This is a genomic window from Pseudoalteromonas xiamenensis (assembly GCF_030994125.1).
In the GTDB taxonomy this organism is placed as follows: domain Bacteria; phylum Pseudomonadota; class Gammaproteobacteria; order Enterobacterales; family Alteromonadaceae; genus Pseudoalteromonas; species Pseudoalteromonas xiamenensis_B.
Window position 1 is genome coordinate 1,723,131 of the sequence record NZ_CP099917.1, and the last position, 26,186, is coordinate 1,749,316.

A 26,186-nucleotide genomic window follows, 5' to 3' on the forward strand; every position below is an offset into this window, starting at 1 on the left:
AACCATTGGCAACTTTCGTTGCCTTCCTACCCTGTCGAAAAACAAGTGTCTTTATCTTTCTTTTATCAGCCTAAAGCCGATGTAATTCGCTCTGAAATCAGGCGCAAGCGTTAAGCGTGTTGAAACACGTGCTAAGCTTGGCGCGAAATTCCATGCTCCGCCTCGAACCGTAACGTCGTCTTGCGATGCACGCTTTTGCGTCCACTCCCAAACATTACCAACCGTATCATATAAACCATAAGCGTTGGGTGAAAACTCACTAACGGGCGAAGGGCTTTTATTCGACCACTCGCTGCCACACCAACCACAGTTTGCTAGATTGCGACCGATTTCATTACCCCATGGGTACTCGGCACTTGAACCTGCACGCGCGGCGTATTCCCACTCAACTTCATTTGGTAAACGGTATTGTTCACCCGATTCGGCCGTTAACCAATCCGCAAACGCCTTTGCATCTTCATAAGAAACACAAACTACTGGAAAGGAATCTTTTTGCTCGTAACCTGGATTTTTCCAGTTGTAATCAATGTCCCAAACTGGTTCACCATTTTTGTAGTGCGCACAGCCTCGGCTTTTCTCCGCATCGGTTACATAGCGTGACCGTTCAATAAATTGACGAAATTGCGCTACTGTAACTTCTGTACTTTGCATAGAAAATGAATGACTAAGCACTTTTTCGACAACTGGACGTTCATTTGCCAGACCATTGCCTGTCAAATCGCCCATCATGAACTTGCCTGCGGGGATCACAACCGTCTGATTTTTAGGTGTATTGTCCGCCGAGGCGACAATTGGCTCAACTTTTTTCGGTGTAGGAGCCGCAATCAACTCAGGCTTTTTTAATAGCTTAACATTCAATGTACGTGCTTTACGTAAATCGACTTGCGCTGAATAGGTTTCATAGCCGAGTTTTCTTACTTCAAGAGAATACATTCCCGGAGCAAGGCTAGTGACAAGCTTAGTCGAACCGTAGCTCACACCATTAATAAACACTTCATCATCGAAAACATTAGATCGTACTGTAAACTCTACCGTCGTTTTTTTTTCAGGTAGAGGTTCAGACTTTTTTAGAGAAGTTTCGACAATGGGTGCCACCTCCATTTTTGCTACGCTCACGGTATCTGAGGTGTTTGAAGCGGGGGCAACAGGTGCATCTTCAGGGAAACTTAGTTGAGCATCACTGTAGGTAGTTGGATATACCGATTGATAACCAATGGCAAGCGGCTGGCCATATTCAGAACAGAATCGATTGTCGATGTTCAACAAGCCACACAGTCGACTGCCATTTACATCACCACGCATGGTGACACTTAAATTGGCCGTGTAATTACCCTGGCCACTGAAAGCACTGCTCACAACGTGACTGCTCATAACTTGAACTTGCGCACCAGCGATATTACGTTTTGGCTCTACAACTCGCTGTTCAGTTAAGTTAGCAAAGATTTGATCGATAAATCGCTTAGTTGCTTTTTGTAGACCTAACTGCTGGCCTCGTTGCTCACACGCCGCCAACGTTTCTGTTCGTTTACAATTTATAGTGTGTTCAACTTCTAGCGTCCCTTCGCGTGTAAATTCATTACGAAGACGCTCAACTCGAGCCGTGCTAAGTTGATCTTTTAGATTTTCTAAGGTATTGACTAGCGTGTGTTTTGCTACTCGAATTTGCTCAATATCTTTACGTTGCGCCGCAATTGCCGCCAGTTGCATCGCAATGTCATCTTTGTTCTGTTTGTGGGTTGCTACGGATTGCTGATATCTCGTTTGTGCCGCAGAGATATCTAGATTTGGATCGTCAATCATTCGACGATACATTTCGTTCATCGCATCAAGCGCTTGATTTTTCTCTTTTTCAAGCTCTGTAGAACGCTTTCTGAGCAGGCCTAATTGGCTTTGTAAACGAGTTTCTTCAGCAATATGCTTATCCAACACCGTTGTAAAATTGTCTAATTCAGCTTGTTTAGCTGTTAATTCAGACTCGATTGCATTCACTGTGGCAGTGTCCTGAGCAAAGGCACTAGTCGCCAGCAATGCTGCAGTCACGAAAAGAGATAAAGGAGCAATTCGCATAGTTTCCATTCCCAAAAGCGGCAATTATTTGGTCATTGTTATTTTTTATAATTAGGGCTTTATGCTATGTACTTAACGCCTAAAACACAAGCTTTGCACAATTAATATCTGAGTTTACAACCATTAGCCTACGTCTGACCAGTTTTGTCGGGAAATTTTCCACATTTATGCGCGTTTATTTTGCTAAACTTCCGCTGAGACTTTATAAAAATGAACAACTGATGCTGTCATACCCTGAATCTCCCATACAAGTATTAAAATCGCCTTTGCTTAGTGAGAAAAAAATTCGATTATTGGTGAAACGCGACGATCTCAATCATCCTGTTATCAGCGGTAATAAACTTCGAAAACTGAAATACAACATTGAACATGCAAAACAACAGCAATGCCAAGGCTTGCTCACTTTTGGTGGAGCATTTTCAAATCACCTGTATGCAACTGCCATGGCATGTAAACTGGCTGGGCTTGACTGTGTAATCATTGTCCGAGGAACACCTCTTGACGACAATAACCCTACTCTAAAAATTGCAAAAGCATGTGGCGCGCGATTGATTGCTGTCGACAGAAAGACATACCGTCGTCGAAACGAAGATGAATATTTGCAAGAACTCAAACAATCCTTTCCTCACTACTGGGTCGTACCCGAAGGTGGCAGTAACCATTTAGCACTGCCTGGATTACTGGAATTGGCCGCAAGTTTACCTCCTTGCGATGCCGTTGCTTGCGCAGTCGGTAGTGGCGGTACCCTAGCAGGGTTAGCGCTTGGGTTGCAAGCATCGACGCGTGTTATAGGCTTTGCTGTTCTAAAAGACGAACATTTGAAGGATGAAATACTCGAAAAATATCCGGAATTACATCAACACACACATTGGCAACTCCTAGAGCAATTTCACGATGGAGGGTATGGACGCTTTACACTTGAATTGTGGGCATTTTGCCAAGCTTTTACCAAACAACATCATATTCCGATAGAACCAATATACTCTGGTAAGCTGTTTTTCGGACTCTGGCAACTCATCCAAGCTGACTATTTTGCACCTGAAACCACTATTTGCGCAATTCATACTGGCGGTTTACAGGGATTGATGGGGCTTAAGTATCGTGGCCTGATATAAGATCGGAGTCAGAGAATTGTTGAAGCGGCTCACTGAAGTAGTGCCCTTGTGCGCCTTTTATCCCCAATTTCTGCAAACATAGTAGTGTTTGATGAGTTTCAACACCGATAGCAAAAACCGGTAACTTCAGTAATTTCGCTTGGGTCACTATCTCTCTGACCAACCGCTGACGTTGTAGGTCTACTTCTATGTTGTGCACTAACTCAACACTCAATTTAAGGCCTACGACAGCTGGAAGCGCTCGAAAGCGACTCACTTCGAGCGGCTTTTCAATATGATCAACCATGACACGCGCGCCTGACTTTTGTAATGCACAAAAAATGTCGTGCAGTTGGATGCTGTACTGATAGAAATCAAAAGCAGCGATTTCGAACACAAGACGATATGCATATTTAAAATCAGCTAATTCCGCCAATAGCCACTGCCTGAACTCACTGCTGCACCAACTCATACAATGGATATTTATATGGACATCTAAGTTTGACGGCTCTTTATTCAGCAAGTTAAATACCTGCCCAATGACATGTTTATCCAGCTCGATAAAATGGGTTGGCTCTTGAACATGTACAATAAATTGTTTCGCGGACATCAATCCTATTTTACTGTGTCGAACACGTAATAGCGCTTCGCTTGCGACGATATCTTGTTGGTCAAAACCAATAAGAGGTTGAAACAATAGCAAAAAACGGCCACGAGTAATGTAATTAAGCACTTCTTGTTGCTCATCAAATAATTCACTCTGCGTGTGATTCAAAGGCTGACAGTGGTAGTGATGCCAAAGATTGTTTGTCGCAATGGCCAAAGCGGACCGCGCTAACTGATACACTTTTGCTTGCTCTGCTTTGTGTGGGTAATAACAGGTGCCAACTTTTACGGCTTTGCGCGACAAATCATGACGAAATTTGCGCAGAGATTTAAATATCTGCTCATGAATGACTGCGGTCATATCCTGTATTTCAGGTTTTGGTACCACCGGAAACGTAATTGCTAAAAGTCCATCATTTAAATAACGCACACGGCATTTTTGATATTTTGTAAACGCTTTAGCCAACACGACTTTAAAATAGGTATCGGCATCACACTCTTCCGGTAATTTAACGTTAAAGTTCACGAGACTAAACAGGCCGTATTGTTCAACTAGAAGCATATTGACGGTTTCAGCATTATCTGGTTTTTGCGGTGGTTGATTCACAAAATCACTCGAGTTGACCTTACTCTCTATCGCTAACTTTTTATTGAGTCTTAAATTCCAACGACATAGACCAAAGCCTACACCAATGAAAAGCCCTGTTAACATCACGAACCAATGGGCATAGTAAATGCCAATCGTCGGATGTTTGAGCGTCAGCGTGATTCCTTTTGCGGTAAAGACTTCATATTCCACGTTATTGTAAAACCAATCTTGCGCCTGTTCGTCAATACTACCTAGCGAAAAACCTCGTTGTTCTAGGATAGTTTGGATTGCCTCAACATTCGATGGATTATTAGGATCCAATGAAGCCTCTTCAATTTCTTTTACTAACGAAATACCCTGCTGGTGTAATTTTGCATGAAGGGAATGGTATAGAAAGACGCTTGAGGCAACCCATGCACACAGGAAAGCAACCCAGATCAACAACGTGAAAACGGGTGTACGAATGCGCGAAAAATCGCTCGTCATAATGCACCTAGATTGCGTGAGTGTTTACTAAGTGTTGTTCAAAAGCGGACGTTCTGCAAGCAGCGAAAACAAAAGAGCCAAGCAAATGCTTGGCTCTTTTTCAAATTCAATCGCTTTACTCGATCAGAACGGAATATCGTCGTCAAAATCGATTGGCGGTTCCATCGGGTTGCTTGCGCCACCTTGTGGACCAGATTGTTGTGGCTTAGGTGCAAAACCACCGTAGGCTTGTTGACTTTGCGCTGGTGCATAGCCACCTTGGTTTTGGTTATTGCTATAACCACCTTGATTGTACTGATTTTGTTGTGGTGCAGATTGCGGTGCTTGAGACTGCATAGCTGGTTGTGATGGAGCATAACCACCTGAATGGCCTTGTTGCTGCGGCGCCGATTGCTGAGGTGCGTTTTGGTAACCGCCACCTGATTGGCCTTCACCACGACCGCCTAACATCTGCATTTGGCCACCCATGTCCACAACTATTTCTGTCGTGTAACGTTCTTGACCACCTTGATCAGTCCACTTACGCGTTTGTAGTCGACCTTCGATGTAAACTTGAGAACCTTTACGCAGGTATTCACCAGCCACTTCTGCAAGTTTTCCAAATAACACCACGCGGTGCCATTCTGTACGCTCTTGCATTTGACCCGTGTTTTTATCTTTCCAGCTATCCGTTGTTGCGATACTGATAGTCGCAACACCATTGCCATTTGGCATATAACGCACTTCTGGATCTTGGCCTAAGTTACCAACCAAAATGACTTTATTTACACCACGTGCCATGGCACCGTCTCCTCAAACTAAATTAGCTTAACCCAGCAAGTTGTCTTGCCGCGTTTAAATCAAACTCTTTTTCATCAACTTTTAAATAGCAACGATTTTCTTCGTTCACTACCGTCGCTTCCAATACACCGGGTAGCGCGACTAGTTTCGCAGCAAGGTCTTGTGCGGCCTTATCATTGGCGATATCGGCCAAAATATTGATCACTTTGCTACGTTGAGGGATTTGCATTCCCCAAGCAATAAGTAACCATATTAACCCAACCATAGCCGAAGCCGCAAACACCATCTGCGCATTAAAATATTGCGCCAACACTCCACCGAGCATCCCACCTAAAAACGCTCCGAAGAATTGGCCAGAGGAAAATATCCCCATCGCTGCCCCCTTTTGTGCAGCTGGCGCTAAGCGTGATACAAGTGCAGGCATGGTTGCTTCAAGAAAGTTAAATGCAACGAAATAAATCAACAAACAGCCTGCAATTGCCCAGACGTTTGTAGCCATCATGCTTAGCATTCCGGTGCTCAAAACGAGCAGTAAAATACACAAGAGGAAAACCGAGCGTTCCTTTTGTTTTTTGATGGCGATCACCATCATCGGGGCCATTAGCACGAACGCCAGTAGAAAGACGGGAATGTACAATTTCCAATGAGATTCTGCTGCAAGCCCATCTTTTATCAATTGCCCCGGTAAAGAGACAAAAAGGGTTGTCATGGTTAAATGCAACAACAGCACCCCAAGATCAAGGCGGACCAGTTGTCCATCTTTAACAAGCTGCTTAATTGCACCGATACTTGCAACGGTGTCACCTTTCGGTGCACGACTCACCGCATTGGGTACAAGAAACAAAATAATGCCTATACCTACAAGTGCCAACGCGGCCGTAAGCCAAAATACGCCTGTAACGCCAAACGACGCAGCCACCATTGGTCCAAGCAGCATGGCAACAGCGAAACTCATACCGATACACATACCAATCACAGCCATCACTTTTGGCCTTTGCTCGTCGCGACTCAAATCAGCAGCCAGCGCCAGTAGAGCACTCGCGATAGCGCCCATCCCTTGTAATGCACGTCCGACCGCAACCCAATGAATGGATTCGGCCATCGCAGCAATAACAGAACCAAGCGCAAAAACGCAAAGGCCACCTACGATAACAGGCTTTCGCCCAAGTCTATCGGATAACCATCCCATTGGGATTTGAAGCAACGCTTGTGTAAGGCCATAAGCGCCAATGGCAATACCAATCCACAGAGGGGAAACATCTTGATAATGTTGTCCATACACTGCCAATACCGGCATGAGCATGAACAAACCTAACATTCGAAACGCAAAAACACTGGCCAATGAAATGGCAGCGCGTTTTTCCAATTGATTAAGCGCAGCTGACGACATAATTACCGAATTGTTTACTGTTTTAAAAAGCGGCGATTAGTCTAACACAATTAATCTAGCTTGTACTTCTTCAAAATTGCTTTGAGCTCACCACTTTTTTGTAACGCAATGTAGGCAGCTTCAAACTGAGCAAGCTGCTCTGGCGTGATAGATTTTTTGCTAAACGCATAATACACCGGCTCTTGGTTCACGATAAAGGTGTTGATCCTCACCTCCGAAAAGTTGGGATTATTTTCTATCTGGTAAAGTAAATTGTATTTTTCTTCTAAAAAACCACTGATACGCTGATTTTTAAGCAAGTTAATCTTTACGTTATTGTCCGCAACGTAGATAAATTGTTGTTCGGGATCTTTCAACGCCGCTAAATGGGACTCAAAAATTTGACCGTAAAATGCCCCTCGCTGAATTGCAACGGGCCTATCAAGCGCAAATAATTGTTCCATTGAATTCAATTCAACCGGCGCATCTCGATGTACTGCGAACACAATATTTTCCATACGTTGCGGGCCGACAAAATACGCAAAAGTGCGTCTCCTTGGATTATCACTCACACTCAAGACAAGGTCTAAATCGCCGAATTCCAGCATTTTAATTGCACGACCCCAAGGCGTACTGACAAAACGATATTTGCACCCCGCTTTTTCAAGTAACGCCTTTGCAAAATCAACATCAAGGCCATGCCAACCCAATTCAGGATCGTTTTGCGCTTGTACTCCGTATCGTTCAAAACGAACGGTTATTTCGCAACCATAACTGCTAAATACGAAAACAAAACACGCAAATAAAATAATTCGATACATCTATTTGTCGTAGTTTAACTCACTCTATTAAATAGCTTAGTTGGTTTTTAAAAAGAGTCTCTACTTTTTCAAAAAGTATGCGATACTGTACAAAATCACAGTTATACGTTTCAGTAATATACAAGGTCAACATGGACAATATTGAAGTACGTGGTGCTAGAACGCACAACTTGAAAGACATTTCACTGACGATCCCTCGTGATAAACTTATTGTGATAACCGGCCTATCTGGTTCGGGTAAGTCGTCGCTTGCATTCGATACCCTTTACGCTGAAGGACAACGTCGCTACGTCGAGTCGCTCTCGGCCTATGCTAGACAATTTTTATCCTTGATGGAAAAGCCCGATGTTGACCATATTGAAGGGCTTTCCCCCGCCATTTCAATAGAACAAAAATCCACGTCTCACAATCCTCGCTCTACCGTGGGCACGATTACTGAAATATACGATTATTTACGTCTACTGTTTGCACGTGTGGGCGAGCCTCGCTGTCCTACACATGACCTGCCATTATCAGCACAAACCGTGTCACAAATGGTCGATAGCGTACTTGCACTGCCTGAAGGCAGTAAATTAATGCTCCTTGCCCCAGTTGTTAAAGAGCGAAAAGGCGAGCACGTCAAATTGTTAGAGCAGCTCGCCGCACAGGGTTATATTCGTGCCCGAATTGACGGTGAAGTGTGTGATCTATCTGATCCGCCAACGCTTGAACTTCACAAGAAACACACTATCGAAGTAGTTGTTGACCGATTTAAAGTAAAAGCCGATATACAACAACGCTTGGCTGAATCTTTCGAGACTGCACTTGAGCTATCTGGTGGCATCGCACAAATTGCAGCAATGGATGAATCACTCTCTGAAGAAATGGTGTTTTCAGCGAACTTTGCTTGCCCTACTTGCGGGTATGCAATGGCAGAATTAGAGCCCCGTTTGTTCTCATTCAATAACCCTGCAGGGGCTTGTCAAAGCTGTGACGGTCTTGGCGTGAGACAATACTTTGATCCAAGACGTGTTGTTCATAACCCCGAGCTGAGTTTAGCCGGAGGCGCAGTTAAAGGCTGGGATAAACGCAGTTTCTACTATTTTCAGATGTTGCAATCTGTCGCAGAACACTACGATTTTGATCTAGATACGCCTTTCAACGCACTCCCCTCGGCCGCACAAAAAGTCGTACTCGAAGGCAGTGGAAAAACGAAAATTGCGTTTCACTATCGGAATGACCGTGGCGACGTATTAACGCGCCACCATGAGTTCGAAGGCATCTTGAACAACATGCAGCGCCGATACCACGAAACAGAATCAAATTCAGTACGTGAAGAACTGGCCAAATACCAAACCTCACAAGCGTGTCCAACCTGCCATGGTTCGCGACTGCGTGAAGAAGCCCGTCATGTTTTCATCGGTAAAACAAACTTACCCACTGTCACGTTAATGAGCATTGGTGACTCGTTGCAGTTTTTCACCGAAATCCAGCTAACGGGTCAAAAAGCACAAATTGCAGAGAAAATATTAAAAGAAATCCGAGATCGATTGAGCTTTTTAGTCAACGTAGGCCTTAATTATCTGTCGCTCGAGCGCAGTGCGGAAACCCTTTCAGGTGGTGAAGCGCAGCGTATTCGACTTGCCAGCCAAATCGGTGCTGGGCTCGTTGGCGTAATGTACGTGCTAGACGAACCCTCTATCGGCTTACACCAACGTGATAACGACAGACTTCTCAGCACATTGACGCACCTTCGAGACCTTGGCAATACCGTCATTGTCGTTGAACACGACGAAGACGCGATTCGCGCGGCAGACCATATTATCGATATTGGCCCAGGAGCCGGCGTGCATGGTGGTCGTGTTGTGGCGGAAGGTTCTCGTGATGACATTATGGCATGTAAAGACTCTCTAACTGGACAATATCTTGTTGGAACTAAATGCATTGAAGTCCCAAAAGAGCGCAACGCACCTAGTGACAAATGGTTAGAACTGTTTGGGGCAAGTGGCAACAACTTGAAAAACGTAGATGTAAAATTACCCGTCGGTTTAATGACGTGTGTAACGGGTGTATCTGGTTCAGGTAAATCAACGTTAATTAACGACACGTTGTATCAGCTTGCACAGACAGAATTAAATGGGGCAACGACCGCAGAACCTGCTCCGTACAAAGAAATTAAAGGCCTCGATCATTTCGACAAAGTGATCGACATTGATCAAAGTCCTATTGGTCGTACTCCTCGATCTAATCCAGCAACTTACACCGGAATTTTTACTGGGATCCGAGAATTGTTTGCGGGCACCCAAGAAGCTCGCTCTCGCGGTTACAAAGTTGGCCGCTTTAGCTTTAACGTCAAAGGCGGACGCTGCGAGGCATGTCAGGGAGATGGTGTGATCAAAGTTGAAATGCACTTTTTGCCTGATGTTTATGTACCTTGTGATGTCTGTACGGGCAAACGCTATAACCGTGAAACATTAGAAGTCTTGTACAAAGGTAAGAATATTCACGAAGTCCTAGAAATGACGGTCGAAGATGCTTGCGAGTTCTTTACTAACATTCCAGCTATCCATCGTAAGTTGAAAACGTTGATGGACGTAGGCCTTTCTTATATTCGCTTGGGTCAAGCTGCAACAACCTTATCTGGTGGTGAAGCACAGCGTGTAAAACTAGCCAGAGAGTTGTCTAAACGTGATACAGGTAAGACGTTATACATATTGGATGAACCAACCACTGGTCTTCATTTTCACGACATCGCTCAACTGTTAACCGTATTACATCGATTGCGTGACCATGGAAATACAATTGTCGTTATTGAGCACAACCTGGATGTGATTAAAACGGCAGATTGGATTGTTGATTTGGGTCCAGAAGGTGGTTCAGGTGGAGGGCAGATCTTAATCTCGGGCACACCGGAGGCGGTTGCTGATTGTCCTCAGTCTCACACAGGGAAATACTTGAAACCCCTACTTTAAGACCCTAAGATGAGCGCATCATAATAAAAAAAACAGGGATGACATGATGCGCTTACTCGCTCCCATAAAACGCTGGTCGAGTCGATTTGGACTCGTCCGCATTAAATCGTTTTGGCTTAGCCTAAATTTTCCACAACGCTGCTACTTTTCAGCTTTGATGATTTGTTTTAGCGGATTGTTTGTCGATTTGCCAGTGATGGACGAGACACCACCCACTTTTGCGAATCCTTTTATCAATTTTGCGCTGTTCATAGCACTCATTGCGCTCGTTGTAGAATTTTGGCCGCGCTTCTACCACTTTTGGGAAAGTTTACCGGGTAAAGCAATCATCTTGTTGTTTTATGCCTTTGTCGCCAATTATGCGTTGGTTCAAGCTGCAGGCATGATCAACGATATCACTGGCCTGAATGCTGACAAATTTCCCTACAGTCACAATATGGCACTATTACTTTCCATCCCTTCATGGTTTGCCATCACCACTTTGTTTGTGTTGTTGATCACACAATTGGCTATGCCGCTGTATCTTTTTGCTTTGCTCATATTAAGACCATTAGGTGTCCATGAATATTTTCATTCCCCTGATTATCGTTTCCCATTTATCACTGGCATTGTGCGTTATGGATTTAGCCTAACATTGTTAGCCGCTGCGGTGACCATGACACAAGAAAGCGGCTTATCAACCAGTATAAATGAAACACTAAACGGAATTGCGCGAGGTTTTGATGGGGTCATTGATGTGAATAAGGACGACGATCCGCAAGACTCTAAAACTGAAGAACCTCTCGGTATCAGTTTAGATGTTCAAATACAAGCAGAGGACGAATCGACGCCCAAACCAGAAAACCTCAGTGCAAATAAGTTGAAATTGGACAAGGTACGTGAACGAAACTCAAAGATCCGCCAAAAAGGGCAAGCATACGACCAACATATAAAACAGTTCATCGCGAATTTCATTTATTTTCAGGAAGCAGACGAAAAGTCACGCTGTGAGCACGATGAAAATAGTCGCATTGTGGAATTAAATGATTTTGAGATAGTCGAAATATTCCGAGACTCATCTCAACCTTTGCGATACCGCTACGAAGTCAAACCGTGCATTTCTGCAGCGCTTGGTCACCAGTTCAAACAACCTAGATAATGGTAGAGTCAGCAATTGACAACGGTGCAATTCTCCCATAATTTTCAAAGGGAGAGTTGCACGTTATTTAAACTCAGATGAGAAATGTCGATAGTCCCGCTCGTTCCTCTTCTGATAAGGACACCGCTGATTTATCTGCAAAGCTATATCGCACCATTATGGTTTTCCCCACGGCACACGCGCGCCCCCCTTGCCACGCTTCTTGAACTATCACATAAGAACTATTACCAATGCGTTCTATCCCCGTTCGGATCTCGACTTCTTCGCCATAAAAAAGTTCGCCTTTGAACTCGACTTCGATTTTGGCGATGATTAGCTTCCACTGTTTTGGATCAAGGTTTGGTGTAAATATTTTGAAGATTGGGGTACGCGCGGCTTCAAACCAAACAGGGACTACGGTATTGTTAATGTGTCCGAGCGCATCCGTTTCGCTAAAACGAGGGTGTACTTGTTCCATCAATTTATACATAAAAATTCCAATAACAAGTTAGGTTCTTATGACTGATTTTATTCGTATTTACGAAAATGCGTTAAGCGCAGACTTTTGCGATCAATTCGTTCAAACATTTGATAACTCCCCGCATGTCACTCAAGGCCGTACTTCTGGCGGCATTGATACGAGTAAAAAAGTCAGTCAGGATTTGTACTTAAATTCTTTCCCTGACTATGCCAAGCAACTGACACACATTCAACAAGTTACGGCAAAATACCTATTTGAATACATTGAAGAACACTTTTTTATGATGATAGGCGCGTTTGGACTAAAAGTGTATCATCCACAAACTGGCCAACCCGTTGATATTACAGTTGATAACTTTGAAGAAGTGGCCAAACCCCAGCTTCCCATACTGACTCAGCAGTTGTTCCGCTTAGGACCAATACAGGCACAAAAATACCCGGTTCATCAAGGTGGTTATCCTTACTGGCACAGTGAAGTTTACCCGCAACTTGGACACAACGAAGCATTGCATCGCGTGGTTCTCTTTATGTTTTATTTAAATGATGTTGAAGAAGGTGGAGAGACTGAGTTCTTTTACCAACAAAGAAAGTTGAAACCGGTAAAAGGCTCAATGGTGATTGCGCCAGCTTACTTCACGCATACACACCGAGGAAACATGCCTAAATCTAATGACAAATATATTCTGACATCTTGGGTTTTGTTCAATCGCGCGGAGCAGATCTACGGACAGCCACCACAATAATTAGGCTTTATTGATTCATCTCGTCGCTAGCGCTTCGAGATGAATTCAGAGAAATCATGGATCAATGCTTTGAAGTCTTCAAAACCACACACGGCAACTAATCCTTCTTCATCAAATTCGAGCTGATCATCTCGATAAGCATCAAGCAGACTTTCGTCATCCATGAATAACGCATGCGCTTCTAATAATGCTTCTTGCCGAGTTAAGGTCAAGCGTATTTCCGACCCCATGTCCACCAGCGTCTGAGGCTCATGTTCAACTAGTTCAATCCATTTGACCACTTCTGCAACACGCTCAGGGCCAATCTCATCGCTTAACCAGCGCCCTAGTAAGGTGTGTTCTTCGGTCATTTTACAGCGGATCCCAAAGAGGGGATCTCGAATGAATTGATATTCCATACAACTTCCTCAAAAAATGGATGCGCATTGTAGCTTACTCCTGTTTACAGTCCCACCTGTTCGAACACAAAAACCTAACGCAATAGCGCATGGTTTGAAGGTCAAAACTTTGCCACTTGAGAAAACGACATATTAAATAAACAAATGTATTTAGCACTCTTTTTGGCAAGTTATTCACGCCCATAGCCTTTTGCTTGCCACTTCAATGTCCGATTGGGATAATAATTAAAACTTCATTCAAGCTATATAAATGAGCGCATTCAGCACTATTTTCCCACTCTCTTTTATCGTGTTATTTGGCTTTATCAGTTCAAAACGCCGTTGGGTAAACACAGATCAACTCGATGGGATACGCCATTTTATTTTTAATTTAATCTTACCAATCTTTTTGTTTACCAACATGTTGAAAGCGGATCTTCACGCGCAATTGAATCTCGCCAGCATGCTGTCTTTCTATGTACCTGTGGTACTCACGTTTGTCGCGGTGTACACAATAGGAAACTTGGTGTTGGCATATAGAAAAGTCGATATGGCGGTTTTTGCGTTAGGGTGCACCTACTCAAATACCGTGCTAGTGGCTCTCCCAGTTATCTTGCTTCAATTTGGTTTAGAGGCTGGTGCAATGGTGTTTGTCATCATTACTTTTCACAGCGCGTTGCTGTTTGCAATGACCTTTTTACTTGCTCGCAACCCTGAAGCAAGTAAACGGCAAATAATGTCTTCTTTGGTGAAAAATCCAATTGTAGCAAGCATCACTTTAGGTATTTTAGCTAATTTGATCTTGCCACCTTTTCCAACTGTATTACTGGAAGCCATGACTTTAGCGGGACAACCTGCATTGGCAGGCGCACTGTTTGTCTTAGGTGCTAACCTAAGCTACTACCAAATTGGATCTATGTGGAAAGAAGCGGCATTAATCAGTCTCATTAAATTGATACTTTTACCTGCAAGTGTCTTTGCTCTGGCTAAATATGGATTCGCGCTGACATCACAACAAATTGCGGTGGTCACACTAATGAGTGCTGCACCACTTGGCGTTAACGCTTATTTAGTTTCACGTCAGCTTAATACAATGCAGCCTCAATTGGCTGGAGGAGTGGTACTTTCAACTATGTTGAGTGCGTTAACACTCAGTGTTTGGATAAGTATTTTAACACACTAACGTTGTCGGCATTGAGCTAGGCTATTTTACTCACCTAACTCTTTGCACACCCTGTCTTTATCACTATCGATTAGGGTCATACTTAGCTGCATCAATGATTGCCCATACATAGACAATTGCAGCAATAATGCCAGGCACAACTAGCCACCACAACGCCGCACCACCAACAAAAACAATTGCGAAGATCAAAGCAGCTAAAATACGACCTTGAACGAGTTGCCCTAACCCTGGAAAAAACACATTACAGATTGCAGCCAATACATTTCCGCCTGAACCTTGTCCTGCCATAGTAACCTCACTATTCTTACTTTGTTTTCTTTACGTTTATTGGAATGTTTACAGTTTTCATGCCAACTCTTAAACTCCTTTAAAATCAACATGATTTAAAATAATAAAAACACTAATACTGATATTCCTTGTGTGTTTTACTAATTATTAGTCAAAAGTAACAGGATTTGCTCAATATGCTCAACCACATCGCAAAGCCTTTCACAAAATGCGTGGAGCGCTTCTTACCTGATCCATTTGTTTTCGTTATATTGCTCACCTTCGTGGTCTTAGCGATTGCGACACTTGCAACGCCCACCCCAGCACTCGACGTGCTGCAAATATGGGGAAGTGGCTTTTGGAATCTACTCACCTTTTCAATGCAAATGGTGCTCGTCCTGCTATGTGGTTACATGTTAGCCAATACCCCTGCATGTATCAAACTCCTTGATGCAATTGCTGAAAAACCCAAAAGTGGAGGCCAAGCGATTCTGCTGGTCACCGTCGTTTCTATGCTTGCTAGTTGGATCAATTGGGGGTTTGGTCTTGTTGTTGGCGTGCTCTTTGCTAAAGCCCTTGCAAAACGTGTAACCGTTGACTACCGAGTACTTATTGCCAGCAGCTATTCGGGATTTATTGTTTGGCATGGTGGTCTTTCCGGTTCAGTTCCGCTTACTATCGCTACGCCATCCCATTTCACTAGCGATTTGATAGGAATCATCAATACGGAATTAACGCTGTTTGCACCGTTCAACTTACTTATATTAGTTACGCTGCTGGTCGTATTACCATTACTCAACCGCGCTTTACTCCCGCCAGAAGCAGAGCAAATCATCGTTCCTGCATCAAAACTAAACGAGATGCCTATCGATATACCTGAGGCGACAACACCAGCAGAGCGGATTGAACAAAGCAAAGTGTTAGGCACTACCATCGGTCTCTTTGGGCTAGTTTACCTGCTTGTTTATTTTGTACAACAAGGAGGCACGCTCAACTTAAACAGTGTCATCGCCCTATTTTTATTTTTATCCATTACACTGCATCAATCTGCGGCAAACTTACTTCGCAGCCTAAATGAAGCAGTAAAAGGCAGCGCGGGGATCATTATTCAATTTCCATTTTACGCAGCGCTTATGGCCGTCATGGTAAAAACAGGATTAGCCGCATCCATTGCCGAGGGCTTTATAAACATCAGCAATGCGCAAACATTGCCACTTTGGAGTTTTCTTAGTGCGGGGCTCATTAACATTATGGTTCCATCAGGGGGTGGTCAATGGGCAGTACAAGCCCCTATCGTGCTGCCAGCGGCGCTTGAACTGGGAGCAAATATACCGAAAGTTGCGATGGCAGTGGCTTGGGGAGATGCATGGACGAATCTAATTCAGCCATTTTGGGCGTTGCCGGTACTCGCTATTGCTGGTTTACGTGCAAAAGACATTATGGGTTTTTGTCTTGTTCAGCTGTTCGTCACAGGTGCTATCATCGCGCTCTGCCTGACCTTCATTCCAGCCTAGTGGATCCGAATCAACGATAGAGGGCTGAAAGCCCTCTATCACCTTACTTGTCACCGAACTCAGCTAGACAGAATCTTAACTGGTAAACTCAATATTGGATGCTCTGAATCGGCAAAATGGAAAATAACCGCCAAATGACCGAGCACAACCAATAAATACATAAGCGCAGATACGACTTGTCCGTATGTATTCAAAGGTAGCAGATGCGACAAATTTCTCATTCGCCATTCAAAGATAATTTCAAGCGTGCCCAAAAATAAAAATAAGACGAGCAACGTAAGGCCAAACGTATAGCTTAGCCATAATCCAAACAGTACACCGCCTAAACACAACGTTAAACCAACCCAAGAACGGGAAGAGAAACTGATACTTTTCAGCACATGTCCACCATCAAGTGGCAACATTGGTAATAGGTTAAATAAATTGATCAATGCGCTGAGCGCAGCAACACCGGCAAACACTTCGAGTTCAGTTGCGTAATATAACGCAACACCTAAAAATGAGGTGAGCAACCCAAATGCAGGCCCCATTAGGGAGATCACAACATCCTGCCAGCGCGTGGTGATTTTTTCATCGGACACAGCCAAACCACCAACGAATGGAATCAAATAAATTCCTTTGGTTTTAATACCAAAATATTGCATAGCACGAACATGACCATATTCATGAACAACCAAACATAGCACCAACATCAGTGCAAATTGCCAGCTAAATAACCATGCATAGCCTGCGACAGATGCGCCAGCAAGCGCTGCCTTAATTACTTTGGTACTTTTAAACAGCTTAAATACCAGCGCCAATACACCGAGTTTTCCTCCTCGACCTTCAACGTTAAAATGTTTAACTTCAGCTGCAAATTCAGGCTCGTTGCCAATCTGTACGAGTAAAACTCCCTCGACCAAATGCTGCGCATTCAGAATGGCTTGTTGACCATCAATGTCGACTTGGTATTTGTTTGCTTCAATTGGGGTGAGCGGTAATGCTTGCTGATCAACGTAAACTTGCAGAATGTCGTGTTGGTTATACAAAACATGACATGACTTATTCGCAAGGTGTAATTCGATTCTATTCATTATTGTTTATATCTCGACGACGTGGTTCCATTATCGCAACTTGATTCAAAACTCACAACGCCACACGTTGAATTTGGTATTAAGTTTATAAATTGCATTACGTTAGCAAAAAGCTTGGTTCTTCCACTGTACCATCGTCCATTTTCTGAGCAAAATTGATGACAAGATAAGGAACTCTACTACACTTAGTATTAGATTTATCCGTTGATAGCAAGGGAGCTAGCATGCAGAATTCAGAGACGCGGATCATAGTTGTTGATGATTCACCCGCGATTTTATTGGTCATGCAAGCCATTATGACAGAGTTAGACGTGACCAACGCAACGATGTGTAATTCCGCGATTGATGCACTTGCACTCATCAAAAAACGCCCTCTAGGTTACGATGCTGTCTTTACCGATTTAAATATGCCTGAAATGGACGGGATGGAATTTATTCGCCAGCTTGGTGAGTGTAAGTTTCAAGGGGGCATCGTTATTATTTCTGAAATGGATTCCAAAATCATCGAATTGGCTGCGAATCTCGCTCGGTTTCACAGCACTCATCTACTTGGCAACATTTCTAAGCCTGTACAATTAAGTGAAGTCAGCCGAGTATTGGAAAAGCTGAAACTCTTCATAGAACCTGTGGAGCAAGCCAATCAGCCAATTACTGAAGACCTGCTGCTTGATGCTATCAGTAAAAATGAGATCACGCCGTTTTATCAACCCAAAATCAACCGAGCAACAAAACGCATCACGAGTGTTGAAGTACTGGCCCGCATCGTATCCAACGAGACAGGGCAACTGATTTTACCCGACCGCTTTATTGGCGTTGCTGAAGATCTCGATCTTATAAACCTAATTACATTCCAGCTATTTGAAAAGGCGACTGAAGATTTCCAAGAAATTCGCCAGACCTTGCATGGCGAAGTTAAACTCGCTTTCAACTTATCGCCACTGCAATTAGATGATTATGGCTGTCCTGATAAGCTGGCATTAATATTAGAACTCAATCATCTAAAGCCGGAAAACATCATTTTAGAAATTACAGAACACCAACCCTTAAATCGCCCACTTCAGCTAGAAACACTAAACCGACTGCGTATGCGAGGCTTTGATATCTCTCTTGATGATTATGGCACAGGGTTCACTAACCTAAGTCAGTTAAAAACCTTACCTTTAAATGAAATAAAACTAGACCGTTCATTGGTGTCACACATCGATACGGATCGATTTTCACAGGTTATTGTCGATGGACTTGTCGACATCGCACAAAATGAAGGTATTGTCCTCGTCGCCGAAGGCATTGAACGCATCGAGGAACTAAACTACCTCGAACGGTATAAAAACACGTTACTCATGCAAGGCTTTCTAATATCACGTCCAAAATCGAAACGAGAGTTTCTACGTTGGGCGTTGTCTTGGCTCAGGATGATTAATTCAGATCAGTAGACATTACTTTAGTGCTGCTTATTGAAACAACGAAAACTTCAGCTTTTCAACTTTAGTAAGCTGAACGTTGCAAGGCACATTTAAAAACATCAACATCGCCTCGCGATGTAACGTAAAACTTTGCGACTAGTCGCATGCGGCATACCTCCCAATTTATCCGTGATATAGTCTCACAAAATTACCTACAATAGGCTCACCCATGAAGATAAGAACGACACTTTCTTTACTGTGTTGTGCATTGTCATTGCACCTCAATGCTGCGCAGATTGAAAAACAACAAATAGAATTCATTGGACCATTGACCTCAGGTTCAACGCTGAAGCCATTCGAAACGCCACATAGAAATGAGATGGTCGATGCGCTTGCAGCAACGTTAAGTACATCAAATGGAAAACTAATACTAGGTCAAAAAACACTGAGGTGGCAGCCTTTCGACTCGGTTAGTGCACTGACAATTGAAGGGATGCAAGCCTTAAAATATCGTTTTTCGACAACCCGTTTTACTGAAGGTAAATTTACGCTTGTTGGAATTGAGAAAGCGACTGTCTATTTGAATGGCGAGCGTCAAGGAGACTCAACGACGCAGTCTATCGCACTACCGACCGGTGATTACGAACTATTAGTTGTGACCGAGCAAGTTCCTGATTGGAATAAAGTCATGCTCTCATTTGAGGGTAAAGCAGATCATGATGTCGTTTTGCCACACTCCTCTCATGAACACTCACTGTCACCTAAACAATTATTTGATGCACCAACCGTAAGCGCTATCTCTTTGGCACCAAACGGAAAGTTCTATATTACGACGGAACGTAAATACAGTGATAAAACAGGCAATAAGCCGATTAGCGTTACAACATTATTTAACGCAAAAGGTGAGGTTAAATACCGCTTTGCGGGTAATTCTGCAGCCTCATTAAGTTGGTCGCCAGACAGCAAGCGCATTGCATTTCTATCGAATGATGAACTAAACATCCTTAATGTCGCGACACTCAATCTCAAGACTATGCCGCATCATCTCGCATCGACCTCTGATTGGCAGTTCTTCGATAATAACACTTTGATTTTTTCTTGGTCAAAAAGCACAGATGATAATGATAAAATCACTAAACATTATCGAGGACTTGAAGATCGCTGGTCTTATTTTAGAGAAAACAGTCAAATCTACCGTTTTGATCTCGAAAGTGGTCTTATTACCGCCGCGACCAAAGGTAAATTAAGTGCCACACTTGAAGATTTCGACGCCGAAAAAAACACGATTCTTATTAGTCGTCAATTAAGCGATTATGCCGCCCCCCTCATGCAATGACGGAATTGGTTGAGGTCGACTTAACGTCATATAAAGAAACGATGATCGGCCAATACAGAACCTTCAATGAAGCGCGTTATGGCAAAAAAGGGTTTTATATTGTGGCGGGTCCTGATTTTATGAACGGCGCCGGTCGCACTATTCCAGAAGGGCAGTTGGCTAATAATTATGATGGACAGCTTTATTGGCTTTCTGCGGATGGTAAAAACGTCGAGGCGCTTAGCAAAACGTTCGACCCTTCCATCGGTGGCTTTGAAGTCGTTAATAAAGAAGACTTGGTTTTGTCCGTCACCGAAGAAGACACAAAACCCTTGTTTTTCTACGATGCCTCTAAAAATCGCTTCACGCGCTTGAAAACGGGGTTGGATGTCACGGAAAAATTTGCCGTCACTCAATCTGGTACACCTGAAGTTTATGTCACAGGTTCAACCGCAACTTCACCACAACAGTTAGTAAAACTGAACGTCAATAAAAACAAATCAGAAACGCTGTGGGACTCGAAACTACTTGCCTATGCGGATACCGCGATTCCTCAATTGGAAGCGTTCAATTTCAAAAACCAAGATGGCATTGAGATAAAAGGTCGAGTTTACTTACCTACGAATCTAGATAAGACGAAACAGTACCCGGCATTAGTCTACTATTACGGTGGTACATCACCCGTGAATCGAGGTTTCACTGGACGTTACCCCTTCAATTACTGGGCGGCGCAAGGTTATGTCGTCTATGTGCTACAACCAACGGGCGCAACAGGCTTTGGCCAAGCATTCTCCTCTGCACACGTAAACGCATGGGGTGAAAAAACAGCGGATGACATTATTCAAGGTACTCAGGCATTTTTAAAGCAGTATAACTTTGTAAACCCTAAAAAAGTGGGTAATTTGGGCGCGTCGTATGGTGGCTTCATGACCATGTTGCTTGCGACCAAAACCGATTTATTCAGCGCGTCAATCGCCCATGCCGGTATTTCCAATATTACGTCCTATTGGGGCCAAGGTTGGTGGGGTTACTTGTATTCAGGTGAAGCGTCAAAAAATAGTTTCCCATGGAATAACCCCGCACTGTACTCGCAACATAGTCCTGTTTTCCATGCTGATAGAGTGAACTCTCCTTTACTGTTAATTCATGGTGATGCCGATACTAATGTGCCGCCAGGCGAAAGTCACAATATGTATACAGCGCTAAAAATCCTAGGTAAAGATGTTGAGTTAGTTGAGTTCAAAGGCGCTAACCATCAAATCTTTGCGCGCGACCGTCGCTTTAAATGGTGGGATACAATGCAAGCCTACTTTGATAAGCATTTAAAAGACGAGCCTCAATGGTGGGATTACCTCTATCAAGGTAAATAACGATTAGAAAGGAGCTTCGGCTCCTTTTTTATTGGTACGACATGTGTTTTTAAATGCTCATAATGCATAATTGCCGAATCAATCTAGAATAAAAAACATTCAATAATTTCTATAAATTTTATAAAGTTAGTGTTAAAAATAGACAATGAAACGCATTCGAGTTTGTGAAGACAAAGATCATTAAATCGACTTTTTCAACAGTCCCTAAATAAATACACGAAAATTTACAAAGAATTAATGGACTTACCCTTCTCAGCGCGCTTTTTACGATGCTAATATAAGAATAATGTTAAAATACTAGGTTAAGTATGGCCATTCACGTCTTGTTAGTCGAAGACGACGAGCTTTTAGTAAAACGGATCCAAAGCCACTTTCAGAACACCGAATTTTTTATTTCGGTTGATGACACAGGTGCGCGTGCTTTGGAACAGGTCGAACAAAGCGTAAAAGAAAACAATCCAATTCGTCTTGCTATTGTCGATGTGGTATTACCTCATCATGATGGTTTACAGCTTGCTCGTGAACTCAACACGTTGACCAACGTCGGCGTTATTGTGTTATCCAGTCGAGATTCTCAAGCCGATAGGATAGCGGGTCTTGCACAAGGCGCAGACGACTATATCTGTAAACCCGTTGATTTATTGGAGCTAGAACTGCGCATGCGCGCTGTATATAAACGCCTTGCAAGTCAATTCCAGCAACAAGACGACGAGGAAGAAGAATACATCGAATATGCAGACTTTAAGTTGCATCCAGATAACCGTACATTGATTAACCCTCAAGGGTATGAATCGCGTTTAACCGAAGCTGAGCATAAAGTATTAATTTGTCTCATTGCTAACGCCGGTAAAGCCACGTCTCGTGAAAAAATTTCGGAAGACATAGGTCAAGTAGACTGGAGTCCAAATGACCGTACCGTAGATGTGCTGGTTGGCCGTTTACGCAAGAAGCTTGGTGACGAAAAAGAACAAAAACGTATCGTCACTGTGCGTGGTAAAGGCTACATGCTTTCAACCTAATTGGTTTAGTAAGCGCTCAAAAGCCCGATAGCTGAGCGCTTCTTTGATTGCCTGTAGCGGTATCACTGGTAATTGCTCTAAATCAGCAATAGTCCTCGCGACTTTCAATACTCGATGATAAGAACGAGGCGACAAATTCAATTTCTCCATCGCCTTACTCATATAGGCTTTGCATTCCGAATTTAAATGACAAAAACGTTCCACCTCTTTAGAGCCTAATAACGCATTGGTTTTACTTTGCCGTTGTTGTGCAAAATCAAAGGCCGCTTGCACACGCTTTCGAATCACAGCGCTACTCTCCGCTTGGCAAGACGACATCAGTTCAATGCTGGATAACTTGGGCAACTCTATCTGTAAATCAATCCGGTCTACAAATGGACCACTTATCTTGGCTAAATATCGTAATACTTGGTCAGGTGTCGCTCTTTTATCAGTGTGATGCCCTGTTGGGCTAGGGTTCAATGCCGCAACCAATTGAAAACGGGCTGGAAAGTCCACTTGTCTCGCCGCCCTAGAAATGGTCACCACACCGGTTTCCATCGGTTCGCGAAGTGAATCCAACACTTTCCGATCAAACTCAGGAAGTTCGTCTAAGAAGAGTACGCCGTTGTGCGCTAACGAAATTTCACCTGGCTTAGGATTCGATGACCCCCCTACTAAAGCAACGGCAGAACACGTGTGATGTGGACTTCGAAACGGCCTGATCCGCCATCGTTTAGGTTCAAAAGCATGCCCCATAAGCGAATGTACAGCCGCACTCTCAAGTGCTTGCGCTTCACTCATTAACGGCATAATTGAAGGAAAACGCTGCGCTAACATCGACTTTCCTGTACCTGGAGGACCAAGAAACAGCACATTATGCCCTCCAGCCGCCGCAATTTCGAGGACGCGCTTCGCCGCGGCCTGTCCTTTGACTTCACTGAAATCAACATCCATGCTCAATTGCTCTACTTCAGTGTGATAAACCGCATTCACCTGTGCCGTGGCTTCGCCTTGAACAAACCGCCACAATGATTGGAGCGAATCAACCGCATATCGCTCTGAATGTGATGCGAGACTAGCCATCGGATCATTCAATAAAGGTATGAAGCAGTGGTGCTTCTCTTGTGAGGCGGCGATAACGGAGGGCAAAATCGCATGCACAGGCCGTAACTCGCCGTTCAACGCCAACTCACCGAAGAATTCAGCTTGGTTGGTCACGGTGTCTGGCAATTGCCCTGACGCCACTAAAATACCGATGGCTATCGCTAAATCAAACCGACCACCTTCTTTGGGTAGGTCAGCTGGAGCTAAATTAACGGTAATACGAGTATCGGGGAATGAAAAGTGGGCATTGGTTAATGCGCTTCTCACACGCTCTTTGGCTTCTTTGACTGAGGTTTCCGGTAAACCAACAATCTGAAAAGCTGGCAAACCGTTACTCAAATGGACTTCCACTTGGACAAGTGGCGCCCGTACTCCCACTTGAGCACGGGTTAACACTCTGGCTAATGACATATCCTTGTCGTTCTCCATAAAGTTAAGGCGATAATATTATAACGATTGATGTCCCTCTGGATAACGGAAAACATGGATGACCCAATTCCACCGCATGGCAGCTAACCGCATGCATAAGGTCGTCGCCATCGCTGACCACATCGCAACCGTCATACCTAAATCAAACGATAAGGCTTGAGTATAGACAATACCGCCAGCAATGCAGGTAATCGCATACAATTCCCCTTTCAGTAAAAGGGGGATCTCTCTCGCTAACACATCACGGATCACGCCACCAAAACAACCCGTTAAAACGCCCATAATCACGACCGTGGTATTCGGCATGCCGAGCAATACGGCTTTTTGCATTCCCATAACGGCAAAAAACGCGAGACCAAACGCATCCGCTATTTGTAACAGTTGTGCTGGCATATTACGTTGGCGATTCAACACATAAATACTGAGCGCAATGGCTGTGAAAATAGCAATAAAGTAACTCGGATCTCGTAGCCAAAACACCGGAGTATCCAAAATAATATCTCTGACGGTACCGCCACCAATACCAGTAACCGTTGCGAGTACTATCACCCCAAATCCATCCATATGTTTGCTGTGCGCAATTAAGGTGCCAGAGATAGCAAATACAGCCACACCGACTAAATCAAACCAATGCCAAAGATCTTGCATGTTACTCTCTACTTTTTATTCGTTGGTGACTTTGAGCGCGAGATAGCCAATCTACTCAAAGACCTCTTCATCTCAATACTAAGCTATTTTAACTGTATACCAATTTACCGATTTCGTTTTTTATTCACACGCTTACAGACTTTAGGTCAGGCAATTTAAGCCTGTACACGCTCACAAATACAGAGCGCACCGATCAACAAAAACTTATCTGACTCAAAAAACGGCAATAAAAAAGGCGACTAAATCGTCGCCTTCTTCTAGAACATGTGTTTCTAGCTAAATACGACGTTTTCTTGTCCTGGTAATGGATGAAATTCACCGATTAACTTTTCACAGTCTGCCGCTATTTCATCGGCTAAACGCTCTTCAGCTCGCCAACGCTGCGAGTCCATTTTGAAGATTTCTTTCTTTGAGTACTTTTTTCGAGCATCGTGCGTCGGCATTTCCTTCACTTCTTCGTACATCTTGAAGATACCAGAAAACTCAGTTTGCAAGTCACGTTGCGTCTCGAAACTGTATTGCGACATAAGTACCCAAACACGCAAACAGCCCTCAGAATACTCGCATTGCCTCTCTTTCATCGCCCTTGCAATTAGGTTGATGTTGTCTGCAAGCTTTGCATTTCGTTCTGCGCGTTTTGTTTCTAATTCCGCTTTTGCCTTTGCTTGTTGCTTGGCCATGTTCTCACGCTGCGTTTTGACTTGCCAAAGCAGTTGTCCGGCATAAAATGCCAGACCTGCGATAATCAACGCACCAACAACAATGGCAACATACCAAGAAGAAGTCATTAGTCCTTCATGTCCTCATCATCAAACCACTCTTTCGCCAGATCATCACTCATAAATTGAGCCATCGGATCCGCTTCGAAGATTTCATCTTCTTCGAACTCATCATCGATACCAAGGATTTCACATAACTCTTGATGACGGGCAATTGACTTATTAAAGAATTTCGCGTCTTTGCCTGTGAGCAATTCACCACGCTCATGACGGTCAATTAACACCATTAAACGTTCATCGTTTTCTAACTGCGCCAATTCTTCCTCTGGCGTTAAGGTCGGTTCCACCACTTTTTTCAGAACGACTTGTGGTTGAGCACTACGGTTAAACTTAGGCTCGTCATTTGCTGGCTGTACATCTTTAGTTGGTACTAGTGCAATAGGCTTTTTACTGCCAATGCGCGCATCTTTTAAACTCGAACCACCATTCTTGGCATCGACTACTTTCGCTTCTTGCGCATTACGAGAGCCTGCTTTTAGGCCTTTGCTTTGCTTCTTCGCACGCGCTTCTTTCGCCGCGCGAAGGGCCTGCAATTTCTCTTTGCTTAACTTTGGCGCAATGTTCGTACTAACTTTGCGCGACTTTTTCTTTCTGGTCATCTTGCTAATTCACCTTACGTC

At 43.7% G+C, this 26,186-nt stretch carries 21 protein-coding genes and 1 pseudogene; 9 read left to right on the forward strand and 13 right to left on the reverse strand.

Annotated features, from left to right (window positions below; genetic code table 11):
- Positions 1 to 51 precede the first annotated feature (51 nt).
- The gene (locus NI389_RS07960) at positions 52 to 2,067 is read right to left on the reverse strand and encodes a formylglycine-generating enzyme family protein (protein ID WP_308362341.1); all 2,016 of its coding nucleotides are present in this window, start codon (positions 2,065 to 2,067) and stop codon (positions 52 to 54) included.
- A 221-nt stretch (positions 2,068 to 2,288) separates the two neighbouring features.
- Between NI389_RS07960 and NI389_RS07965 the strand changes: the two genes are divergently transcribed.
- Complete coding sequence (locus NI389_RS07965; RefSeq protein ID WP_308362342.1) at positions 2,289 to 3,182, forward strand: 1-aminocyclopropane-1-carboxylate deaminase/D-cysteine desulfhydrase; 894 nt, start codon at positions 2,289 to 2,291, stop codon at positions 3,180 to 3,182.
- On the opposite strand, the gene NI389_RS07970 is transcribed toward NI389_RS07965, so the two are convergent.
- The 4 genes from NI389_RS07970 to NI389_RS07985 form a co-directional block, all read right to left on the reverse strand.
- Complete coding sequence (locus NI389_RS07970; RefSeq protein WP_308362343.1) at positions 3,160 to 4,842, reverse strand: EAL domain-containing protein; 1,683 nt, start codon at positions 4,840 to 4,842, stop codon at positions 3,160 to 3,162. The two genes, NI389_RS07965 and NI389_RS07970, sit on opposite strands and share 23 nt — an antisense overlap.
- A 123-nt stretch (positions 4,843 to 4,965) precedes the next feature.
- Positions 4,966 to 5,622 (reverse strand): single-stranded DNA-binding protein, encoded by a 657-nt coding sequence (gene ssb / locus NI389_RS07975; protein WP_208844294.1) that lies wholly within the window; start codon positions 5,620 to 5,622, stop codon positions 4,966 to 4,968.
- A 22-nt stretch (positions 5,623 to 5,644) separates the two neighbouring features.
- Positions 5,645 to 7,012: an MFS transporter gene (locus NI389_RS07980; protein ID WP_308362344.1), complete on the reverse strand. Its 1,368-nt coding sequence runs from the start codon at positions 7,010 to 7,012 to the stop codon at positions 5,645 to 5,647.
- Between the two features lie 50 nt (positions 7,013 to 7,062).
- The gene (locus tag NI389_RS07985) at positions 7,063 to 7,812 is read right to left on the reverse strand and encodes a substrate-binding periplasmic protein (protein ID WP_308362345.1); all 750 of its coding nucleotides are present in this window, start codon (positions 7,810 to 7,812) and stop codon (positions 7,063 to 7,065) included.
- A 131-nt stretch (positions 7,813 to 7,943) separates the two neighbouring features.
- Between NI389_RS07985 and uvrA the strand changes: the two genes are divergently transcribed.
- Entirely contained in the window at positions 7,944 to 10,763 is a 2,820-nt protein-coding gene (gene uvrA, locus NI389_RS07990; protein WP_308362346.1) for an excinuclease ABC subunit UvrA, read from the forward strand.
- A 43-nt stretch (positions 10,764 to 10,806) separates the two neighbouring features.
- Positions 10,807 to 11,901 (forward strand): hypothetical protein, encoded by a 1,095-nt coding sequence (locus NI389_RS07995; protein WP_308362347.1) that lies wholly within the window; start codon positions 10,807 to 10,809, stop codon positions 11,899 to 11,901.
- A gap of 73 nt (positions 11,902 to 11,974) precedes the next feature.
- On the opposite strand, the gene NI389_RS08000 is transcribed toward NI389_RS07995, so the two are convergent.
- Positions 11,975 to 12,370: an acyl-CoA thioesterase gene (locus tag NI389_RS08000; protein WP_308362348.1), complete on the reverse strand. Its 396-nt coding sequence runs from the start codon at positions 12,368 to 12,370 to the stop codon at positions 11,975 to 11,977.
- A 28-nt stretch (positions 12,371 to 12,398) separates the two neighbouring features.
- Between NI389_RS08000 and NI389_RS08005 the strand changes: the two genes are divergently transcribed.
- The gene (locus NI389_RS08005; protein ID WP_308362349.1) at positions 12,399 to 13,103 is read left to right on the forward strand and encodes a 2OG-Fe(II) oxygenase; all 705 of its coding nucleotides are present in this window, start codon (positions 12,399 to 12,401) and stop codon (positions 13,101 to 13,103) included.
- Positions 13,104 to 13,129: 26 nt separating this feature from the next.
- On the opposite strand, the gene NI389_RS08010 is transcribed toward NI389_RS08005, so the two are convergent.
- Entirely contained in the window at positions 13,130 to 13,501 is a 372-nt protein-coding gene (locus NI389_RS08010) for a YacL family protein (RefSeq protein ID WP_308362350.1), read from the reverse strand.
- Between the two features lie 250 nt (positions 13,502 to 13,751).
- Between NI389_RS08010 and NI389_RS08015 the strand changes: the two genes are divergently transcribed.
- Entirely contained in the window at positions 13,752 to 14,663 is a 912-nt protein-coding gene (locus NI389_RS08015) for an AEC family transporter (protein ID WP_308362351.1), read from the forward strand.
- Between the two features lie 63 nt (positions 14,664 to 14,726).
- On the opposite strand, the gene NI389_RS08020 is transcribed toward NI389_RS08015, so the two are convergent.
- Positions 14,727 to 14,951, reverse strand: a complete 225-nt coding sequence (locus NI389_RS08020) for a hypothetical protein (protein WP_308362352.1) — start codon at positions 14,949 to 14,951, stop codon at positions 14,727 to 14,729.
- Positions 14,952 to 15,127: 176 nt separating this feature from the next.
- Between NI389_RS08020 and NI389_RS08025 the strand changes: the two genes are divergently transcribed.
- Positions 15,128 to 16,444 carry a short-chain fatty acid transporter gene (locus tag NI389_RS08025; protein WP_308362353.1) on the forward strand — a complete coding sequence of 439 codons (1,317 nt, stop codon included), beginning with the start codon at positions 15,128 to 15,130 and terminating at the stop codon, positions 16,442 to 16,444.
- A 59-nt stretch (positions 16,445 to 16,503) separates the two neighbouring features.
- Here the strand turns inward: NI389_RS08025 and NI389_RS08030 are convergent, their stop codons facing one another.
- Positions 16,504 to 17,517, reverse strand: a complete 1,014-nt coding sequence (locus tag NI389_RS08030; protein WP_308362354.1) for a metalloprotease — start codon at positions 17,515 to 17,517, stop codon at positions 16,504 to 16,506.
- Positions 17,518 to 17,741: 224 nt separating this feature from the next.
- Between NI389_RS08030 and NI389_RS08035 the strand changes: the two genes are divergently transcribed.
- From NI389_RS08035 to NI389_RS08050, 3 genes and pseudogenes are all read left to right on the forward strand, one after another.
- Entirely contained in the window at positions 17,742 to 18,950 is a 1,209-nt protein-coding gene (locus tag NI389_RS08035; RefSeq protein ID WP_308362355.1) for an EAL domain-containing response regulator, read from the forward strand.
- A gap of 199 nt (positions 18,951 to 19,149) precedes the next feature.
- A pseudogene (locus NI389_RS21140) lies at positions 19,150 to 21,605 on the forward strand (prolyl oligopeptidase family serine peptidase).
- A gap of 308 nt (positions 21,606 to 21,913) precedes the next feature.
- Positions 21,914 to 22,624, forward strand: a complete 711-nt coding sequence (locus tag NI389_RS08050) for a response regulator transcription factor (RefSeq protein WP_308362358.1) — start codon at positions 21,914 to 21,916, stop codon at positions 22,622 to 22,624.
- On the opposite strand, the gene NI389_RS08055 is transcribed toward NI389_RS08050, so the two are convergent.
- The 4 genes from NI389_RS08055 to yihI form a co-directional block, all read right to left on the reverse strand.
- Complete coding sequence (locus tag NI389_RS08055; RefSeq protein WP_308362359.1) at positions 22,616 to 24,121, reverse strand: YifB family Mg chelatase-like AAA ATPase; 1,506 nt, start codon at positions 24,119 to 24,121, stop codon at positions 22,616 to 22,618. The genes NI389_RS08050 and NI389_RS08055 overlap by 9 nt on opposite strands.
- A gap of 36 nt (positions 24,122 to 24,157) precedes the next feature.
- Entirely contained in the window at positions 24,158 to 24,787 is a 630-nt protein-coding gene (locus NI389_RS08060; protein WP_308362360.1) for a trimeric intracellular cation channel family protein, read from the reverse strand.
- A gap of 272 nt (positions 24,788 to 25,059) precedes the next feature.
- Positions 25,060 to 25,575 carry a DUF2489 domain-containing protein gene (locus NI389_RS08065; RefSeq protein WP_308362361.1) on the reverse strand — a complete coding sequence of 172 codons (516 nt, stop codon included), beginning with the start codon at positions 25,573 to 25,575 and terminating at the stop codon, positions 25,060 to 25,062.
- Positions 25,575 to 26,165, reverse strand: a complete 591-nt coding sequence (yihI, locus tag NI389_RS08070) for a Der GTPase-activating protein YihI (RefSeq protein WP_308362362.1) — start codon at positions 26,163 to 26,165, stop codon at positions 25,575 to 25,577. The genes NI389_RS08065 and yihI overlap by 1 nt, the downstream gene beginning before the upstream one ends.
- Positions 26,166 to 26,186: the final 21 nt, after the last annotated feature.

Excerpts from the sequence above, each read along its gene's own strand:
- NI389_RS07995 (WP_308362347.1), top strand. The coding sequence starts at position 10,807 with ATGATGCGCTTACTCGCTCCCATAAAACGCTGGTCGAGTCGATTTGGA.
- NI389_RS08030 (WP_308362354.1), bottom strand. The coding sequence starts at position 17,517 with ATGAATAGAATCGAATTACACCTTGCGAATAAGTCATGTCATGTTTTG.
- NI389_RS08055 (WP_308362359.1), bottom strand. The coding sequence starts at position 24,121 with ATGTCATTAGCCAGAGTGTTAACCCGTGCTCAAGTGGGAGTACGGGCG.
- uvrA (WP_308362346.1), top strand. The coding sequence starts at position 7,944 with ATGGACAATATTGAAGTACGTGGTGCTAGAACGCACAACTTGAAAGAC.
- NI389_RS07960 (WP_308362341.1), bottom strand. The coding sequence starts at position 2,067 with ATGCGAATTGCTCCTTTATCTCTTTTCGTGACTGCAGCATTGCTGGCG.
- NI389_RS08050 (WP_308362358.1), top strand. The coding sequence starts at position 21,914 with ATGGCCATTCACGTCTTGTTAGTCGAAGACGACGAGCTTTTAGTAAAA.
- NI389_RS08065 (WP_308362361.1), bottom strand. The coding sequence starts at position 25,575 with ATGACTTCTTCTTGGTATGTTGCCATTGTTGTTGGTGCGTTGATTATC.
- ssb (WP_208844294.1), bottom strand. The coding sequence starts at position 5,622 with ATGGCACGTGGTGTAAATAAAGTCATTTTGGTTGGTAACTTAGGCCAA.
- NI389_RS08010 (WP_308362350.1), bottom strand. The coding sequence starts at position 13,501 with ATGGAATATCAATTCATTCGAGATCCCCTCTTTGGGATCCGCTGTAAA.
- NI389_RS07965 (WP_308362342.1), top strand. The coding sequence starts at position 2,289 with ATGCTGTCATACCCTGAATCTCCCATACAAGTATTAAAATCGCCTTTG.
- NI389_RS07985 (WP_308362345.1), bottom strand. The coding sequence starts at position 7,812 with ATGTATCGAATTATTTTATTTGCGTGTTTTGTTTTCGTATTTAGCAGT.
- NI389_RS08015 (WP_308362351.1), top strand. The coding sequence starts at position 13,752 with ATGAGCGCATTCAGCACTATTTTCCCACTCTCTTTTATCGTGTTATTT.
- NI389_RS08060 (WP_308362360.1), bottom strand. The coding sequence starts at position 24,787 with ATGCAAGATCTTTGGCATTGGTTTGATTTAGTCGGTGTGGCTGTATTT.
- NI389_RS07980 (WP_308362344.1), bottom strand. The coding sequence starts at position 7,012 with ATGTCGTCAGCTGCGCTTAATCAATTGGAAAAACGCGCTGCCATTTCA.
- NI389_RS07970 (WP_308362343.1), bottom strand. The coding sequence starts at position 4,842 with ATGACGAGCGATTTTTCGCGCATTCGTACACCCGTTTTCACGTTGTTG.
- NI389_RS08000 (WP_308362348.1), bottom strand. The coding sequence starts at position 12,370 with ATGTATAAATTGATGGAACAAGTACACCCTCGTTTTAGCGAAACGGAT.
- NI389_RS08005 (WP_308362349.1), top strand. The coding sequence starts at position 12,399 with ATGACTGATTTTATTCGTATTTACGAAAATGCGTTAAGCGCAGACTTT.
- yihI (WP_308362362.1), bottom strand. The coding sequence starts at position 26,165 with ATGACCAGAAAGAAAAAGTCGCGCAAAGTTAGTACGAACATTGCGCCA.
- NI389_RS08020 (WP_308362352.1), bottom strand. The coding sequence starts at position 14,951 with ATGGCAGGACAAGGTTCAGGCGGAAATGTATTGGCTGCAATCTGTAAT.
- NI389_RS08035 (WP_308362355.1), top strand. The coding sequence starts at position 17,742 with ATGCAGAATTCAGAGACGCGGATCATAGTTGTTGATGATTCACCCGCG.
- NI389_RS08025 (WP_308362353.1), top strand. The coding sequence starts at position 15,128 with ATGCTCAACCACATCGCAAAGCCTTTCACAAAATGCGTGGAGCGCTTC.